Below are 16,357 nucleotides of genomic sequence, written 5' to 3' on the forward strand. Positions count from 1 at the left end.
CGATGCCGACCGCGCCGCCGGCCACCAGCAGCTTCGAGGAGTTCGACTTCGAGAGCGAGACCCACCGACTCTGCCGGCTGGCGGCCGCCTTCCACGCCCCGGCCGCCGACGCCTTCGTCCAGGGCCCCGGCGCCCTCCAGAACGCCGGCTGACCCCGCCCCCACCCGCCACGGCCGCCTGTGCGGCCCCACCGACCGACCGGCCGGCGCCGGCGCGCCGGGTCATCGACGGGCGGGAACCCAGGAACCGGACGGCTCGACCTGTGAGGACACCCGCGGGGGGCCGCCCCGGAAGCAGGTGCGTCGGCGGGGGACCGGCCCGTCACGGTGCTGGGGGTACGCGGTGGCGGCACGTATCGGTTCTGCGGAGGATCTCTGGAACTGACGTTCTCTCGTCGGGGTCGTGCACTACGGTCGTGTGGTCGCGCAGATGAGTGGACGGGGGTCACTGTGGCGATCGAGCTGCCTGGCGAAGTGGTGTCGATGCTCCAGTTCATCGGGGTGAACTGGCCGAACGTCAATGAGGACAAGGTCCGCGAACTCGCTTCACACATACGTGAATTCGCGGACAGCGTGGATCGGACGCACCAGGGGGCCAGCGGCACGGTCGACGCGATGGCGGCCGACTACCAGGGCTCCTCCTACGAGGCCCTGGTGGCGAGCTGGGCGCACCTGTCGTCCAGTCACATGAGCGAACTGGTCAATGCCTGCCACACGGTGGCGACAGCACTGGACGCGGCGGCCGGCGTGATCGTGTCGATGAAGATGCAGGCGATCGGCGAACTCGTGGCGCTGGCCGTGACCTTCGCGGCCGACCAGGCGGCGGCGGTGGCCACGTTCGGCCTGGCCGAGGCGGGCATGGCGCTGATCGTCGAGGGTGCCGAGCAGATCACCGACTACCTGGAGCAGCAGCTCGAGCAGTACGTCATCGGTCAGGTGATCGAGGCGGCGATCACGCCGCTGGTGGCGGTGGTGGCCAAGGCCGTCAACGGGCTGGCGTTCTCGGCGGTCTCCGGGATCCTCGGCGTCCCGGGCGGTGCGGACGCGGGCGGGACCGGGTTCAAGATCGACCCGGCCGCGCTGGAGGACCATGCGGAGACCATGAACGGGCACGCGCAGGAGGTGGCCGGGCACGCGGAGGCACTGCGCGGCAAGTTGGCGGGGGTGGACTTCACATGAGCAACCAGATCGTCAGGGCACTGGAAGACGGCGCCAGGAAGCTCGGCAAGGCGCTCGCCGAGGACGCGGGCAAGACCGTCAAGGACTTCTACCACTCCGCCGGCGCCAAGCTGAAGACCGTGGCGAAGCGCACCGCCGAGACCGACGCCGAGCACGAAGGCGCACTGAAGAAGATCCTCCAGGACGGCAGGAACGACGAACCCCACGAGCCGCACCTGCCCGGCGAGGGCGGCGGAGGCGGCCCCGGCGGCAAGGGCGGGGGCGGCGCGGACGGCGCGGGTGCGGGCCGCAAGCAGGCCGCGAACCCGCGGGAGGCGGGGCGCACGGACGACGCGGTCTGCGAGGGCGGCGAGCCCGTCGACATGGCGACCGGCCGGATGTTCATCGACCAGGTCGACGCCTGCCTCCCCGGCTCGCTGCCGCTGCTCTTCACCCGGAACTTCGAGTCCGGTTACCAGGCGGGCCGCTGGATGGGCCCCCGCTGGGTCTGCACCTTCGACGAGCGCCTGGAGATCGACGCCGAGGGCGTGGTGCACGTGGGTGCCGACCGCCGCACCCAGGCCTACCCGCATCCCGAACCGGGCGAGGGCGTCCAGGCGAGTGCCGGAACGCGTCGCGAACTGCGCCTGGCCAGGGGTGGCTACGCCCTGTGCGACCGCTCCACCGGGCTGACCCGCGAGTTCACCGTCACCGCGGGCGGCGTCGAGGCACTGCTGACCCGGGTCCGGGACCGTTTCGGCCGCCACTACGACCTCGCCTACGACGAGCACGGCGTCCCACGGTCCATCACTCACTCCGGCGGGTACCGGCTGCTGGTCACCGTCGACAACCACCGCATCACGGCTCTGCGCCTGGCCGGTGCCGGCGAGGACGGCCACGACGCGCTGCTCCTGCGCTACGGCTACACCGACGGCCACCTCACCAGCGTCTACAACTCCTCCGGCAAACCCATGCGCTTCGCCAACGACGCGAACGGCCGCATCCTGTCCTGGACCGACCGCAACGACAGCCAGTACCTCTACCAGTACGACGCCCGCGACCGGGTCACCGACGAGGGCGGCGCCGACGGCTCGCTGCGCTTCCGCTTCACCTACGGCGCGTTCGATCCGGACACCGGCGTGAAGGTGCACACCGAGACCAACGCACTGGGCCACACGACGACCTACCACATCAACGAGCACGCCCAGGTCGTCGCCCGGATCGACCCGCTCGGCCACACCACCCGCTACGAACGCGACGCATACGACCGCCTGCTCACCGAAACCGACCCGCTGGGCCGCACCACGCGCCACGAGTACGACGGTGCGGGCGACCTGATATCCGTGATCCGCCCTGACGGCGAGCGGATCACCGCCGAGTACACCGGAACGCTCGGCCTGCTCGCCACCATCACCGAACCCGGCGGGGCCCGCTGGGAGCAGACGTACGACGACGCCGGGCGCCGTACCTCCTTCACCGACCCGCTCGGCGCCACCACCCGCTACGGCTACGACGGGCTCGGCCACCTGGCCTCCATCACCGACGCGTTGGGTGGAACGACACTCGTTCGCTGCAACGCCGCCGGGCTCCCGACCGAGGTGACCGACCCGAATGGCGCGACCACGCGCTACCAACTCGACGCCTTCGGACGCCACGTCCGCGTCACGGACCCGCTGGGCGGCGTCAGACGACTGACCTGGACCGTGGAAGGGCGTCTGACGTCCCGGGCGCTGGCGGACGGCGCCACCGAGAACTGGACCTACGACGGAGAGGGGAACCTCCTCACCCACACGGACCAGGTCGGCCGAGCCACCACGTACGAGTACACGCACTTCGAGACCGTTGCCGCCCGCACCGGACCGGACGGTGCCCGCAGGACCTTCACCCATGACGCCCACATGCGCCTGGTGGCGGTCACCGACGCCCTGGGTCAGGAATGGCAGTACCACTACGACCCCGCCGGACGGCTGGTCGCCGAGCGCGACCTCGACGGCCGGACGGTCGGCTACCAGTACGACGCCGCGGGGCAACTCACCAGCGTGACGAACGCGTTGGGCGAGCGGATCGGCTACGAGTACGACGTGCTCGGTCGGGTCAGTCGCAAGGACTCGGCCGGACGGGTCACCAGCTACGGCTACGACCCGGCCGGACACCTGATCCGTGCGGCGGGCCCTGACGCCGAGGTCGTACGAGCCGTGGACCCGGTCGGCAACGTCCTTGCCGAGACCGTCAACGGGCGCACCCTGAGCCACCACCGTGACCTGCTCGGCCGGCGGGTCCGGCGGGCCACTCCGACCGGCCACGCCAGCACCTGGACGTACGACGCAGCCGGTCGCCCCACCGGGCTGGCGACCTCCGCGGGCTCCCTCGACTTCCACTACGACGTCGCAGGCCGCGAGACGCGACGGACGGTGGACGGCCGCCTGACCCTGACGAGCGAGTGGGACGACCGCCACCGGGTGATCGGCCAGGCCGTGCGGAGCCGGTTCGCCACGTTGCAGCGGCGCGCCTTCCACTACCGGGCGGACGACCACCTGGTGGGCGTCGACCGCCAGCTCGGTGGCGACCGGACGTTCGAACTGGATGCGGCCGGGCGGATCACCGCGGCCCGGGGTGCCGACTGGAGCGAGAGCTACGCCTACGACGCCGCCGGCAACCTCACCGACGCGCGGTGGCCCGCCGGCGGATCCGCCGACGCAGCGGTCGGGCCCCGTCGCTACGCCGGTGGTCGGGTGAGCGGTGCCGGCCGGGTCCGCTACGAGTACGACACCGCGGGCCGCACCGTCCTGCGGCAGCGGACCCGGCTGTCGGCGAAGCCCGAGACCTGGCGGTACACCTGGGACGCGGAGGACCGCCTGATCGAGGTCACCGTCCCGGACGGCACCCGCTGGCGGTACCTGTACGACCCGTTCGGTCGCCGTACCGCCAAGCAGCGCCTCGCCGACGACGGCACGACCGTCGTCGAGCAGACCGACTTCACCTGGGACGGCGCGCGACTGGCCGAGCAGACCACCAGCGCCCCCTACCTGCCGGGCCCGCACACCCTCAGCTGGGACCACCGCGGCATGCGCCCGATCACCCAGACGGAGGCCATCCGACCCGAGGGCTCCGCGCCGGGCCGGGTCGACCGCCGGTTCTTCGCGGTGGTCACCGGTCCGGAGGGCACCCCGACGGAGCTGATCGACCCCGCCTCGGAAAGCGTGGCGTGGCGGGCCGTGTCCACCGTCTGGGGTCACACCACGTGGCCCGGCGACAACACGACCTACACGCCCCTGCGGTTCCCCGGCCAGTACTTCGACCCGGAGACCCGGCTCAGCTACAACCTGCACCGGTACTACGACGCCGAGACGGGCCGCTATGCCACGCCCGACCCCCTGGGACTGGCGGGGTCTGCCCACCACTACTCCTACGTGCCCAATCCGCACCGGTGGTGCGACCCGCTCGGCCTGTCACCGCACCAGGCGAGCGGCAACGGTCCGCTCTACTCGGACATCAGGCCGAACGGCCAACGCGGCCCGGCCTACGCCGAGGTGTCACCGCAGACGCTCGCGGATGCGCAGGCCGGCCTGATCGGCAGCGAGCCGGGTCGTGGTGCGCGGTGGGCCCCACCGGGCTTCGTCTCGGGGCAGCATTCGCGCGGGCACCTGATCGGGCGCCAGTTCGGCGGCGAGGGACGGGACATGCGCAACATCGTCGCCCAGGACCTCGGGAAGAACAACGGTGAGTACAGTACGGCGGAGGATGCGATCGCCAAGCACGTCCGCGACACCCAGCGGACGATCACGATGAGCGCGACACCGTTGTACCTCAACGGGGGCGACGTGCCCAGTCACATCAGACTCGAAGCAGTCGACGACTTCGGCTGGAGCTTCGACCAGACAATCGACAACTTCTGAGGTCGCCCGGATCATGACCCCGCTCGAACAACTCGTCGCGCTCTGCCCACCGCCGGCCGTGGTAGCGGTGCCCGAGCCGCCATCGGGCACGCTCGGCACTCCGCTCACCGGTTTGGTGGTGCCGCCGAGCCACCTGGCTCTGAACGCCCGCTACGGAGCCGGCGAGTTCGACGAGTTCGTCGTCGTCTACGCGTTGGACTGGTCGAACAGGTACCTGGACCTCGGACGCCGCACCGCGGAATCGTCGGCAGCCCTGGCCGGCCGAGAGCTGCCCGCGCTGCGGGCCCTGCTCGCGGAGTACGACAGGCGCCCGGAGGAGCTGATCCACTGGGCCAGCACCCACAACGGCGACTCGTTCTTCTGGGTGCCCACCGGTGAACCCGACGCCTGGCCGACGGTGCTGGTCTCGGCACGCCAGTTCGATCAGGAGATCCTGACCGGTGACTCGCCCACCGTCCTGCTCGGCCTCCTCAGCGGCGCGATCCGGTCGCACATCCTCCCGGACGACTTTCCCGGGCCGGACCCCGCCTTCGAGCTACTGCGGTGACCACCGGAGCACAGTGACCGCCACCCGTGGAGGTCCGGGATCCGTCGACCACCGAGGTCGGAGGGCGCGAGGACGTCCACTTCCCGTCAACGCGAGCGCCCGAGTGGACGCGTATGGTCATCCGTATGCGACTCAGTACCGTGATCCTCCCCATCCACCGGTGGGGCGAGGGTCAGAAGATCTGGCGGCGGGCCGAGGACCTCGGGTTCCACGCCGCCTACACCTACGACCACCTCTCCTGGCGCAGCTTCCGGGAGGAGGCGTGGTTCGGGGCGGTTCCCACGCTGACGGCGGCGGCGACGGCCACCGAGCGGATCCGGCTGGGCACGCTGGTCACCTCGCCGAACTTCCGGCACCCGGTGACGCTGGCGAAGGAGCTGGTCTCGCTGGACGACGTCAGCGCTGGGCGGCTGACGGTGGGGGTCGGGGTGGGCGGGGCCGGGTTCGACGCGACGGCGCTGGGGCAGCAGGCCTGGACGCCGCGGGAGCGGGCGGACCGGTTCGACGAGTTCCTGCCGCTGTTGGACCGGCTGCTGACCGAGCCCGCCACCACCAGCGAGGGCCGGTACTACTCGGCCGTCGAGGCCCGGAACATCCCCGGCTGCGTGCAGCGGCCGCGCGTGCCGTTCTACGTCGCGGCGACCGGGCCGCGCGGGCTGCGGCTGGCGGCGGAGCACGGGCAGGGGTGGGTGACGTACGGCGACCCTCGCGGTCCGGCCGACGTGCCGGTCGCGCAGGCACCGGACGTGATCGCAGCGCAGCTCGGGAAGCTGGCCACCGCCTGCGAGGCGCACGGGCGGGATGTCGCCGAGCTGGAGAAGGTCCTGCTCCAGGGCTCCACCGCCGAGAAGCCGCTCACCTCACTGGGCGCCTTCGTCGACTGGGCCGGTACCTACCGGGAGCTCGGCATCACCGAGCTGGTGATCCACTGGCCGGTTCCGGAGTCGATCTTCGCGAACGACCTTGCCGTCTTCGAGCGGATCGCGACCGAGGGTCTGGCCCAGCTCGGCTGACGGATGGAGGGGCGCTGTCGCGAGGGCGGACGGCCCGGACGCTCGGGGGTCCGCGGTACCGGGTCGTGGGCGGACGACCATACGTCGCCGGGATCGGCGACGTATGGCGGCCGGCCGCGACCGAGGGGGCGGGCGCACCGGATCGTGGTCCGTGAGGGGATGTCAGGAGGAGATCTCGACGGTGACCGTGAAGGTCTGCTGGTCGGGTGCGCACGGCTTGGCCTCGCCGCAGCTGCTCCGCTGGGCGGTCAGCTGGACGGAGCCGGCGGCCCGGGCGACGAAGGCACCGGAGACCGTGCCGCAGCCGGCACCGGGGCGGCAGGTCGGCGCGGTGGAGGGGGAGGGCGCGGCGGCGGTGGGTTCGAGGAGACCCGGTGCCGAGCTGGTGGCCTGGGACCAGTAGGTGCTGTGCAGCTCGACGCGGACGGTCGCGCCGACGCCGAGCCGGACCGTGGTGTGGTCGGCGTGCTCGTCCAGGACGACGGGCGCGGCCTGGCTCGCGGATACGGCCGGGCCGGGGGCGGATGAGCCGGTGACCTGCGAGCCGCAGGCGGTCAGGGCGGCGGTCCCGAGCAGGGCGCCGCAGACGAGGGCGACGGCTCTCCGCAGTGGGGTGGACTTCATGGGGGGCTCCATTTCCTCGGCGGCCGGTGGGGATGGGACGTGGTGGCGGTCCGATCGGATCCCGGCCGGTGCCGGAGAGCGACATCGGGGTGGACCTGGAGAGGCCCACCCCGATGCCGTCAGGCGGGTGACGTCAGGAGACGGTCACGTCAGGAGACGGTCACGTCGTCGTAGTAGGTGTAGGTCGCGTCGCCCGGGTAGTTGTCGTCGACGTTGGTCAGGGTCAGGGTGTAGCTGTGGCCGGGGGTGATGCTGCCGCTCGCGGTCTTCCAGCCGGCGCCCAGGGTGCAGGTCTTGGCGAGGACGGTCGCGGTGGTCCCGGTGGTGTTGTCCTTGAGGGTCGCCGTCGCCCAGTCGTACTGCACGGTGTCGTTGCAGGTGACGTCGTAGGCGAAGGTGACCTTCGAGCTGCCGGTCGGGGCGGTGAAGGTCTGGCTGGCCGAGGAGGTGGCGGTCGGGTTGGCGGAGCCGATCAGCGCGCCGTAGCTGCCGCTGTGCGCGGCGGCGGCGGTGGCGCTGGTGGTGCCGGTGGCCGTCCAGCCGCTCAGGCTGCCGGTCTCGAAGCCGCCGTTGGTGACGCCGCCGCCGGTGACCACGGAGCTGACCGTCCAGGTGAAGGTGGTCGAGCCGGTGGCGCCGGTGGTGTCCTTGGCGGTGACGGTGGTGCTGGAGGTGCCCGCCGTGGTCACGGTGCCGGAGATCAGACCGCTGGCGCTGATCGACAGGCCGGCCGGCAGGCCGGTGGCCGAGTAGGTGAGCGTCTGGCCGGAGGCCGAGTCGGTGGCCTGTGCCTGGAGCGAGACCGCGGTGTTGACGGTGCTGCTCTGGTTGCCCGGGTTCGTCACCGTGACGGCGTTGCCGTGGGTGAGGATCGCGTGCGAGATCGCGCAGGAGTTGGTGTCGTTGGACCAGCTGGCCTGCTCGGCGTAGGTGCCGAAGGAGCCGAAGCTGACGTTGGCCGCGCCGCCGGTGGTGCCGGGCTTGAGCCAGGCGCACTCGTCGGAGTTCTCCTGGCCGTTGTAGGAGCTGCCGGAGACGTGGTTGGTCCAGCCGCCCGCCGGGTTCTGGTCGGACATCATCTCGTGCCACTCGTGGCCGAGCGTCATCGTCCAGCCGTCGAGGGTGCCGGGCGAGTTGACGAAGCCGACGCCGCAGTTGGCACCCTGGTCGATGTTGTACGGCTGGTTGCTGAACGCGATGTCGCCGTAGGAGGAGGACGCCGCCCCACCGGTCAGGGTGGTGTCGCCGTTCCAGTCGTGCCAGGCGCAGTACCCGGTGCTCGGGTTCTGGTAGTCGTCCGGGTTGGTGCCGTGCGGCGACAGGATGATGTAGTACGCGTCGCGGTTCGCGGCGGCCGTGGTGTTGCCGAAGTGGGCGGCCGCGTTGACGGCCTCCACACCGAGCTGGTGACCGGTGGCCGAGGCGGGGGAGGCGGCCGCGTTGTCGTACCAGACGCCGGAGAGCACGCCGCCGCTCTGGTACGGGACGAAGTTCGCGTTCGCCGGGCAGCTCGTGGCGCCGGCGACCACGCTCGGGCCGTCGCACCACTGGGTGAGGTCGGCCGACCAGGTCTCGCCGTTGGTGCCGATGCCCTTGAACATCTGCTGGGTGGCGCCGGCCGCGCCGGCCGAGTCACCGGAGAACTTCGCGTTGCCGTTGGCGTCGGTGCTCTGGGTGCCCCACTGGCTGCCGTAGAACACCAGGTAGACCTTGGAGTGCCCGCTCTGGACACCGATGCCGTCGACACCGCCGCCGTAGGACAGCGTCTGCTGGCCGGTGGCCGCCGCGTGCAGCTGGTTCGCGAGGCGGTCGCGCTTGGTGGCCGCGTACTGCTTCATGCCCGGGATCGTGCTGCGGTTCAGCGCGGGGCTGTAGGGGTTGAACTCGTTGCTGATGCCGGACGAGTTGGCCACCGCGCCGTGGTGGGCCTGGCCCGACACGACCGGGGTGTTGACGGTGGAGGCCTGGGCCGGGGCCGCGACGGCGGCGAGGCCGGCGGTCGCGAGGGCCAGCGAGGCGATGCCGGTGACTGCCACCAGCCGCCTGCGGGGAACTGTGGGGGAACCGCCCATGGGTGAGGGAGCCTCTCTCAATGACCGTCCGCGTGCCGGTGGGCACGACGGACCGTCGCTTGCCTGGACAGGGACAGACGGCAGGGCACGGGCGGTCGGAGTGACCGCGCGATCGAGCGCGTGCAGAATCCCGAGCGAACCCCGTGTCGGACCAGGAAAAATGACGACTCGTCATCTTGTGGGGCTGGTCCGCCGTCTGCGGGCTGAAGCAAAGCAGAGACCTTGATCGGCGGTCAATGGGCTGACGCAGGAAATTCCCAGGATTGACGTATGCCCAGCTCAGGGGCGGTGGGTTGAGGGTTGTGCAACGCGCGTAGCAATAAACTGTATTGATTTCGGCTGCTCTGTTGAACGGCTTTCAAGAGGTATTGACCAATTATTTTTTGCTGTTTCTTGGGAGTTTCGGGCCGTCCGCGGGCGGCGGTCCGGAAAGGAACGGCGTCGGTGCGTGTGGCGGCCCGGGGCCGGTCGCCGGTCACGGGAGGGGCCCGTTCGGCGCGGGTCGTGGCGGTCCACCACGCGCGGCCCGCGCGGTGATAGGACGTCAGCTGACCCGTCCGCGTGCCCGGATCCCCCCAGGAGGCAGGCCCGCCATGAACGCCATCGACCGTCGTCACTTCCTGCGGTTGGCCGGCGGCACCGCGGCCGTCGCCGCGCTGACGGGCAGCATCGCCCGCGCCGCCGAGCTCCCGGCCGGCCGGCGCACCGGCTCGCTGCGGGACGTCGAGCACATCGTCGTGCTGATGCAGGAGAACCGCTCGTTCGACCACTACTTCGGCACCCTGCGCGGCGTGCGCGGCTTCGGCGACCCGCGGCCGGTGACGCTGCCCGGCGGGAAGCCGGTCTGGTACCAGGGGGACGGGACGAAGGACGTGCTGCCCTTCCGCCCGGCGGCCGACGACCTCGGCCTGCGGTTCCTGGCGGACCTGCCGCACGACTGGAACAGCGGCCACCGGGCCCGCAACGGGGGCCGCTACGACCAGTGGGTGCCGGCCAAGTCCGCCGCCACGATGGCCTACCTCACCCGCGAGGACATCCCGTTCCACTACGCGCTGGCCGACGCGTTCACGATCTGCGACGCCTACCACTGCTCGCTGACCGGCCCCACCGACCCGAACCGCTACTACCTGTGGTCCGGCTTCACCGGCAACGACGGCAGCGGCGGCGGCCCGGTGCTCGACAACGCGGCGGCCGGCTACTCCTGGACCACCTACCCGGAGCGCCTGGAGCGGGCCGGCGTCTCCTGGAAGATCTACCAGGACGTCGGCAACGGGCTGGACGCGGCGGGTGACTGGGGCTGGCTGGAGGACGCGTACCGCGGCAACTACGGCGACAACTCGCTGCTGCACTTCCGCCAGTACCGCGACGCCGAGCCCGGTGACCCGCTCTACGACCGGGCGCGCACCGGCACCGACGTCCGGGCCGGCGAGGGCCTCTTCGACCGGCTGAGGGCCGACGTGCAGGCCGGGACGCTGCCGCAGGTCTCCTGGATCGTGGCTCCCGAGGCGTTCACCGAACACCCCAACTGGCCTGCCAACTACGGCGCCTGGTACGTCGCGCAGGTCCTGGACGCGCTGACCTCGAACCCCGCGGTGTGGGGCGGGACCGCGCTGTTCCTCACCTACGACGAGAACGACGGCTTCTTCGACCACCTCGTGCCGCCCTACCCGCCGGCCTCGCCGGACCAGGGCCGCTCCACCGTCGACGTCACCGGGGAGCTCTTCGCCCCGGGCGCCGGTGACTCCCGCACCGCGGGGCCCTACGGCCTGGGCCAGCGGGTCCCGATGCTGGTGGTCTCGCCGTGGAGCACGGGCGGCTCGGTCTGCTCGCAGACCTTCGACCACACCTCGGTCGTGCAGTTCATCGAGCGCCGCTTCGGGGTGCACGAGCCGAACATCTCGCCCTGGCGGCGCGCGGTCTGCGGGGACCTGACCGCGGCCTTCGACTTCGGCCGGGCCGACGCCGCGGTGCCCCGGCTGCCCGACACCAGCGGCTACCGGCCGCCGAGCGCCGACCGCCACCCCGACTTCCGGCCGGAGCCGCCGGCCGACCCCGCGCTGCCGCAGCAGGAGCGCGGGGTGCGTCCGGCCCGCCCGCTGCCCTACGACCTGGCCGTCGACGGGCACGGCGGCGCGGACGGCGGGCTGGGGATCGACTTCACCAACCTCGGCACGGCCGGCGCGCACTTCCTGGTGACGTCCGCGACCCGGCCGGGCGGACCGTGGACGTACACGGTGGAGGCGGGCCGGCAGCTCTCCGACGCCTGGCGCACCGGCGACGACACCGCCGGTGGCGGCAGTGGTGGCGCCGGCGGCCAGGGCGCCTACCAGGTCACCGTGCACGGTCCGAACGGCTTCCTGCGCGAGTTCCGCGGCGGGCCCGCCGGTGCCGGGCCCGAACTGAGTGCCCGGCACGACGGCAGCGGCGGCGGGGACGCCGGGCAGCTACAGGTGAGCCTGGTCAACAACGGCACCACGACGGTGCGCCTGACCGTCACGGACGCCTACGGCGGGGAGCCGGCGGCCTACCGACTGCGGGCCGGCGCCACCGTGCTGCACACCGCCCGGCTCGGGAGCAGCCACGGCTGGTACGACCTGTCCGTCGGCTCCGAGCAGGACCCCGACTTCCTGCGCCGGCTGACCGGCCACGTGGAGACCGGGCGGGCCAGCACCAGCGACCCGGCGCTCTCCCCGGCCTGAGGCGGCGCAGGCCACCGATCCCGGGCTGGGGCGGTCCGGGGCCCGTGCGGCCGGGGTGGGGCCCATTGCGGTTCGATCACGGTGTGTCCGATTAGTGAAGCATGGCCGGAGTGGTGACGGATTGCCGCGTTGAGGCGGCGGCCGACGATCTCTCATAATTCCTGCTGACTGGCCGTACCACCGTCGACCGCTTCCGGGGTGCGGGTCAGGTCGGCTCTGCCGCGTGAGCGCGGTTCGTTCTCTGCTCCTTGGGGGGAGTCCCTTGTCCGCGCCCGACCCTGCCGCCGACCCCGCGCCGCCGCTCGTCGCCCCTGACGCCGTGGCAGCACCCGTGCCCGCGCCCCAACCCGTCTCCGCGCCGGAACCCGAGCTCGCGCCGCAGGCCGGGGCGCAGCCCCAGCTGCCGCCACCCGGGCCGCAGCCCCAGCTGCCGCAGCCCGGACTGCCCTTCGCACCGGAGTTCGCGCCGCAGCCCGCCCGGCGCCGGCCGCGCGCGCTGACCGTCACGCTGGCCACCCTCGGCCTGCTCGCCGTCACCGCGGCCAGCGCCACCGTGACCGTGGCGGTCGGCAAGCCCGACCACGTCCGCACGGCCGCCGCCCCGGCGGTGGCCACCCCGACCGCGACCGCCTCGCCGTCCGCCGCCGCGACGCCGTCGCCCGCGCCGACCAGCGCGGCGCCGGTCCCGTTGCCCAGCCTCACCCTGGCGCCCGCGCCGAGCAGCACCGTGCACGGCACGGTGAGCGGCAGCACCCACGGCGGTGACCTGCGGTACTTCCTGGTGCCGATCCCCGACGGCGGCGAGTCCTACGGTTCGCCGGACGGGACCGCCCTCACCATGGACGACCTGGCCAAGGAGTACAGCAAGTCCACGGACATCGCGGGCATCCTGGCCTCGTACAGCTACAAGGAGGCCGCCGACCGCCAGTACCGGACGGCGGACGGCCAGATGGAGGTCACCTCCCGGCTGATGCGCTTCGCCACCCGCGACGACGCCCGGCAGTTCGCCCAGGCCGCCACCTTCTCCAAGGGCGATCCGGTCGACGTGGCCGGTGACGGCGAGGCCAAGGGCTATGTCTTCAAGCCCGAACAGCAGGCCTTCACGGGTGAGTTGATCGGGGTCTCGTACGTCGGCGACGTCGAGTACGAGGTGACCGTCGACGTGAAGGGCGACCCGGACAAGGCGCTGCTCGCCGACGCGATGAAGCGCCAGCGCGATCGGCTGGCCACCGGTGGCTGAGCCCGCGGACGTCAGCGGTCCGCCCCCGACCTCCCCTTCTCCCGCGCTGGAGCGCTCCGTGAGTTCCGAACCCCCGCAGCCCCCGGCGGCGCCCGAGACGCCGGCCGCCGACGAAGCGCCGGTGCAGGCGCCGGCCGCTGCCGAGCCGGTCGCCGTCGAGCCGCCGGTCCCCGTCGAGCCGGTCGCCGAACCGGCCTTCGGCGCACCGTCGTTCCCGGCTCAGCCCCTCCCCGCCCAGCCCCTCCCCGCCCAGCCGTTCGCGGCGCCGCCGTTCGGCGCGCCCGCGGGCTACGGGTGGCCGGCGGCCGAAGCCGTTGACGACCGGCGGCCGGTGCGCGGTTCGCGCACCCTCCTGCTGCTGGTCGCCGCCCTGCTGCTGGGCCCGCTGGTCGGCGGCGGCATCGGGTACGCCATCCAGGCGCAGCGCCCGCCGACCCCGCTGCCGCCGCTCCAGCCGGTGGCCCAACCGCAGTACCCGGCGGGCGCGTTGAGCCCGCAGGCCGCGGCCGCCGCGCTGCCCGCGCCGCTCTCCATCGACGGCGACCTGCGCAAGCTGCTGCTCGCCAAGCCGGCCGACGCCCAGGACGAGGACGGCAACGCCAGCGGTGCCACCCCCGGAGGCTGGGAGACCGTCGGCGAGATGGCCCGGGAGCGCGGCGACTCGGCCACCGAGTTCGAGGACCTGCTCGACGCCGGGCTGCGCCGCACCGCGATGACCGGCTGGCGCAAGGGCGACATCGACTACCGCATCGAGCTGATCCAGTACTTCTCGGCGGACGCCCGCTCGGCCTACGAGGCCATGGACCAAGCCCACGTCCGCAACCCGCAGTCGGTCCCCTTCGCCGACGGGATGCAGGGCTCCTACTGGGCCGATCCGAAGCAACGGACGTACGTGCAGACCAATCTGAAGTTCTACTACGGGGGAGCCAAGACCCGTCGAGGTGACGTTCTGGTGAGCGTGGAGATCTACTCCCCGAACCCGGTGAACGCCGACGAGGCCCGTGACCTCGCCAAGCAGCAGTGGGAGCGACTGGGATGAGCGACCTCGACACCAACGCGACGGCACCCGACCCGGCGCCCGCGCCCGACTCCGTGCCCGCGCCCGCGCCGTCACCCGCGCCCGCGACGGCACCCGCGCCCGCGCCGTCACCCGCGCCCGCGCCGGCACCCGCGCCCGTGGCAGCACCCGCGCCCGACTTCGCGACCGTGCCCGCGCCCGTGGCAGCACCCGCGCCCGCCCCCCGCTCACGCCGCGCGCTGCGCGTCACCGCCGCGGTGGCGGCCGCCGTGCTGGCCGGCGTGGGGATCGGCGTAGGCATCATCAAGGTGAAGTACGGCGACCCGGCCCCGGTCGCCGCCCCCGCACCCGCCGCCGTGCCGTCCGCCGCGCCCAGCACGGCGCAGCCGTACGGCGCGTCCTCGAACGGCGTGCACTTCGGCTCGCTGCTCGACCTGCTGCTGCCGCTGCCGGCCGGCTACCGGCTCGGTCCGGACGACGGCCTCGACGGCAACGACACCGCGCTGACGGCCGCCCAGCTCAGTGCCGAGATCGACGACGAGACCAGCGACCTGCCCAAGGACCAGCGCAACGCGACCAAGGACGAGCTCCGGTCGCTGGGCATGAGGGCGGCCGGTGTCCGCAGCTACCGCACGGCCGACGCGAAGATGGTCGTGACGCTGCGGCTCCTGCAGTTCAACCAGAACTCGGTCCGGGCGTTCAACGCCTTCACCGGGGCCCTGGGCGCCGACTCCGGCCTGAACCGGCAGGGGCCGGAGGTGCCCGGTCACACCGACGCCCGCTGCTTCCTGCCGGCAGAGGATCCGGGGGAGCCGATCGACGTCATGCTCTGCTCGGGCGCGGTGGGCGACCTGCTGGTGACCATGCGCGTCGAGGGGGTCGCGCCGCTGCCGAAGAGCGAGGCCGTGTCCATCTTCCGTCAGCAGCTGGAGCGGCTGGCACTTCCCGGAGCGTCCGTATGAGCGACCAGACCGACCAGACCGACCAGTCCGAGCCGACCGCCCCCGCGGAGCCGACCGTCCCCGCCGAGGCGCCCGCCGTCCCCGCCGAGGCGCCCGCGGCCCCCGCCGCCCCCGCCGCTCCCGCGTCCGCCGACATCTGGACGCTGCCGCCCGCGCCCGGCGCCCCGGCGGCCCCCCAGGCCACCCCCTGGGCCGTGCCCCCCGTCACCCGCCCGCCGCGCCGCCGCCCGCGGATCGCTTCGGTGGTCCGCTGGAGCACGGCCGTGCTGGTGCTGGCGGCCACCGCGATGGCCACCGCCTTCGCGGTGACCACGCCGGAGCGCACCCGGATCCCCGGCCTGGCCACGCCCAACGACGGCCGCTACGCCTTCCCTGCGCTGACGCTGCCCCAGCTCCCGGCCGGGCAGCCGTCGCCGGCCGCCTCCGCCGCGGAGCACCGCCACTTCGCCGACCTGCGCCAACTGATCCTGCCCGCCCCCAGGGAGGCGCTCACCGCGCCCGGCGGCGCGTCGGCCTCGATCGGCTCCGTCGCGGTGCCGCCCGGCGGACCGCAGGCCCCGGCCTCGCCGGCCGCCGCCGCCCCGGCGCCGTCCGGCTCCGGCTCCGCCGCCGCGTCGGCCGCCGCCGCCCCGGTCGGCCCGCCGGCCGCCCCCTGGGTCCCGTGCGCCGACTACGCCAAGCTCTACCAGGACGCCGACCACATGCCGGTGATGCTGACCTCCGACGCCTGCCGGGCGGCCACCACCCGGGTGTGGACCGCCAAGGACGGCACCCGCACCGAGATCTGGCTGCTGCGGTTCGGTTCGAAGGATGAGGGCCGCCGCTTCTACGACGACGCGGTCTCCGCCGGGAACCCGACGGCGATCGCCAAGCCGGTCACCGCGGTCAACGACTTCACCTTCAGCCACGACGTCGCGGCCTACAGTCGCAGTACCGACGAGAAGGTGGCGCAGCAGCCGGTCGGCCGGGTCGCCTACCTCGCCGAGGGCGACGTGGTGGTCACCGTGCTGATGACCAACTCCAACGGCGTGCCGAGCCAGGCGTACCGCCAGGTGGTCTGCCTGCAGTCGGACCTGCTGGGCTGACCGCGCGTCACCCGTGCCGAGAGCCCCGGCGACCCCTTAGGGGT

At 72.9% G+C, this 16,357-nt stretch carries 11 protein-coding genes; 9 read left to right on the top strand and 2 right to left on the bottom strand.

Going from position 1 to position 16,357, the window contains the following annotated elements:
* Nucleotides 1-482 precede the first annotated feature (482 nt).
* The 4 genes from ABD323_RS24330 to ABD323_RS24345 all read left to right on the top strand — a co-directional run bounded on the left by ABD323_RS24330 (nt 483) and on the right by ABD323_RS24345 (nt 6,613).
* Nucleotides 483-1,178: a WXG100-like domain-containing protein gene (locus ABD323_RS24330; RefSeq protein WP_344444052.1), complete on the top strand. Its 696-nt coding sequence runs from the start codon at nt 483-485 to the stop codon at nt 1,176-1,178.
* A complete protein-coding gene (locus ABD323_RS24335) occupies nt 1,175-5,053 on the top strand; it encodes an RHS repeat-associated core domain-containing protein (protein ID WP_344444053.1) in 3,879 nt (1,292 codons plus the stop codon). Before ABD323_RS24330 ends, ABD323_RS24335 begins: the two co-directional genes overlap by 4 nt.
* A gap of 13 nt (nt 5,054-5,066) precedes the next feature.
* Nucleotides 5,067-5,600, top strand: coding sequence for a hypothetical protein (locus ABD323_RS24340; protein WP_344444054.1), 534 nt, complete (start codon nt 5,067-5,069; stop codon nt 5,598-5,600).
* Nucleotides 5,601-5,725: 125 nt separating this feature from the next.
* Complete coding sequence (locus ABD323_RS24345; RefSeq protein WP_344444056.1) at nt 5,726-6,613, top strand: LLM class flavin-dependent oxidoreductase; 888 nt, start codon at nt 5,726-5,728, stop codon at nt 6,611-6,613.
* Between the two features lie 162 nt (nt 6,614-6,775).
* On the opposite strand, the gene ABD323_RS24350 is transcribed toward ABD323_RS24345, so the two are convergent.
* Together ABD323_RS24350 and ABD323_RS24355 are read right to left on the bottom strand one after the other, a co-directional pair.
* Nucleotides 6,776-7,237, bottom strand: coding sequence for a hypothetical protein (locus ABD323_RS24350; protein WP_344444057.1), 462 nt, complete (start codon nt 7,235-7,237; stop codon nt 6,776-6,778).
* A 149-nt stretch (nt 7,238-7,386) separates the two neighbouring features.
* Nucleotides 7,387-9,273, bottom strand: coding sequence for an Ig domain-containing protein (locus ABD323_RS24355; RefSeq protein ID WP_344444058.1), 1,887 nt, complete (start codon nt 9,271-9,273; stop codon nt 7,387-7,389).
* A gap of 629 nt (nt 9,274-9,902) precedes the next feature.
* Between ABD323_RS24355 and ABD323_RS24360 the strand changes: the two genes are divergently transcribed.
* From ABD323_RS24360 to ABD323_RS24380, 5 genes are all read left to right on the top strand, one after another.
* On the top strand, nt 9,903-12,008 hold the full coding sequence (locus ABD323_RS24360) for a phosphocholine-specific phospholipase C (RefSeq protein WP_344444059.1): 2,106 nt from the start codon (nt 9,903-9,905) through the stop codon (nt 12,006-12,008).
* A gap of 319 nt (nt 12,009-12,327) precedes the next feature.
* On the top strand, nt 12,328-13,248 hold the full coding sequence (locus ABD323_RS24365) for a hypothetical protein (protein ID WP_344444060.1): 921 nt from the start codon (nt 12,328-12,330) through the stop codon (nt 13,246-13,248).
* A gap of 58 nt (nt 13,249-13,306) precedes the next feature.
* A complete protein-coding gene (locus ABD323_RS24370; RefSeq protein ID WP_344444061.1) occupies nt 13,307-14,287 on the top strand; it encodes a hypothetical protein in 981 nt (326 codons plus the stop codon).
* A complete protein-coding gene (locus ABD323_RS24375) occupies nt 14,284-15,228 on the top strand; it encodes a hypothetical protein (RefSeq protein ID WP_344444062.1) in 945 nt (314 codons plus the stop codon). The genes ABD323_RS24370 and ABD323_RS24375 overlap by 4 nt, the downstream gene beginning before the upstream one ends.
* Nucleotides 15,225-16,313, top strand: a complete 1,089-nt coding sequence (locus ABD323_RS24380; protein ID WP_344444063.1) for a hypothetical protein — start codon at nt 15,225-15,227, stop codon at nt 16,311-16,313. The genes ABD323_RS24375 and ABD323_RS24380 overlap by 4 nt, the downstream gene beginning before the upstream one ends.
* The last annotated feature ends 44 nt before the right edge of the window (nt 16,314-16,357 follow it).

Source organism: Kitasatospora nipponensis (assembly GCF_039528135.1).
Taxonomy (GTDB): domain Bacteria; phylum Actinomycetota; class Actinomycetes; order Streptomycetales; family Streptomycetaceae; genus Kitasatospora; species Kitasatospora nipponensis.

Coding starts and splice junctions, on each gene's coding strand:
- ABD323_RS24330 (WP_344444052.1), top strand. CDS start 483: ATGCTCCAGTTCATCGGGGTGAACTGGCCGAACGTCAATGAGGACAAG.
- ABD323_RS24360 (WP_344444059.1), top strand. CDS start 9,903: ATGAACGCCATCGACCGTCGTCACTTCCTGCGGTTGGCCGGCGGCACC.
- ABD323_RS24345 (WP_344444056.1), top strand. CDS start 5,726: ATGCGACTCAGTACCGTGATCCTCCCCATCCACCGGTGGGGCGAGGGT.
- ABD323_RS24335 (WP_344444053.1), top strand. CDS start 1,175: ATGAGCAACCAGATCGTCAGGGCACTGGAAGACGGCGCCAGGAAGCTC.
- ABD323_RS24380 (WP_344444063.1), top strand. CDS start 15,225: ATGAGCGACCAGACCGACCAGACCGACCAGTCCGAGCCGACCGCCCCC.
- ABD323_RS24350 (WP_344444057.1), bottom strand. CDS start 7,237: ATGAAGTCCACCCCACTGCGGAGAGCCGTCGCCCTCGTCTGCGGCGCC.
- ABD323_RS24340 (WP_344444054.1), top strand. CDS start 5,067: ATGACCCCGCTCGAACAACTCGTCGCGCTCTGCCCACCGCCGGCCGTG.
- ABD323_RS24375 (WP_344444062.1), top strand. CDS start 14,284: ATGAGCGACCTCGACACCAACGCGACGGCACCCGACCCGGCGCCCGCG.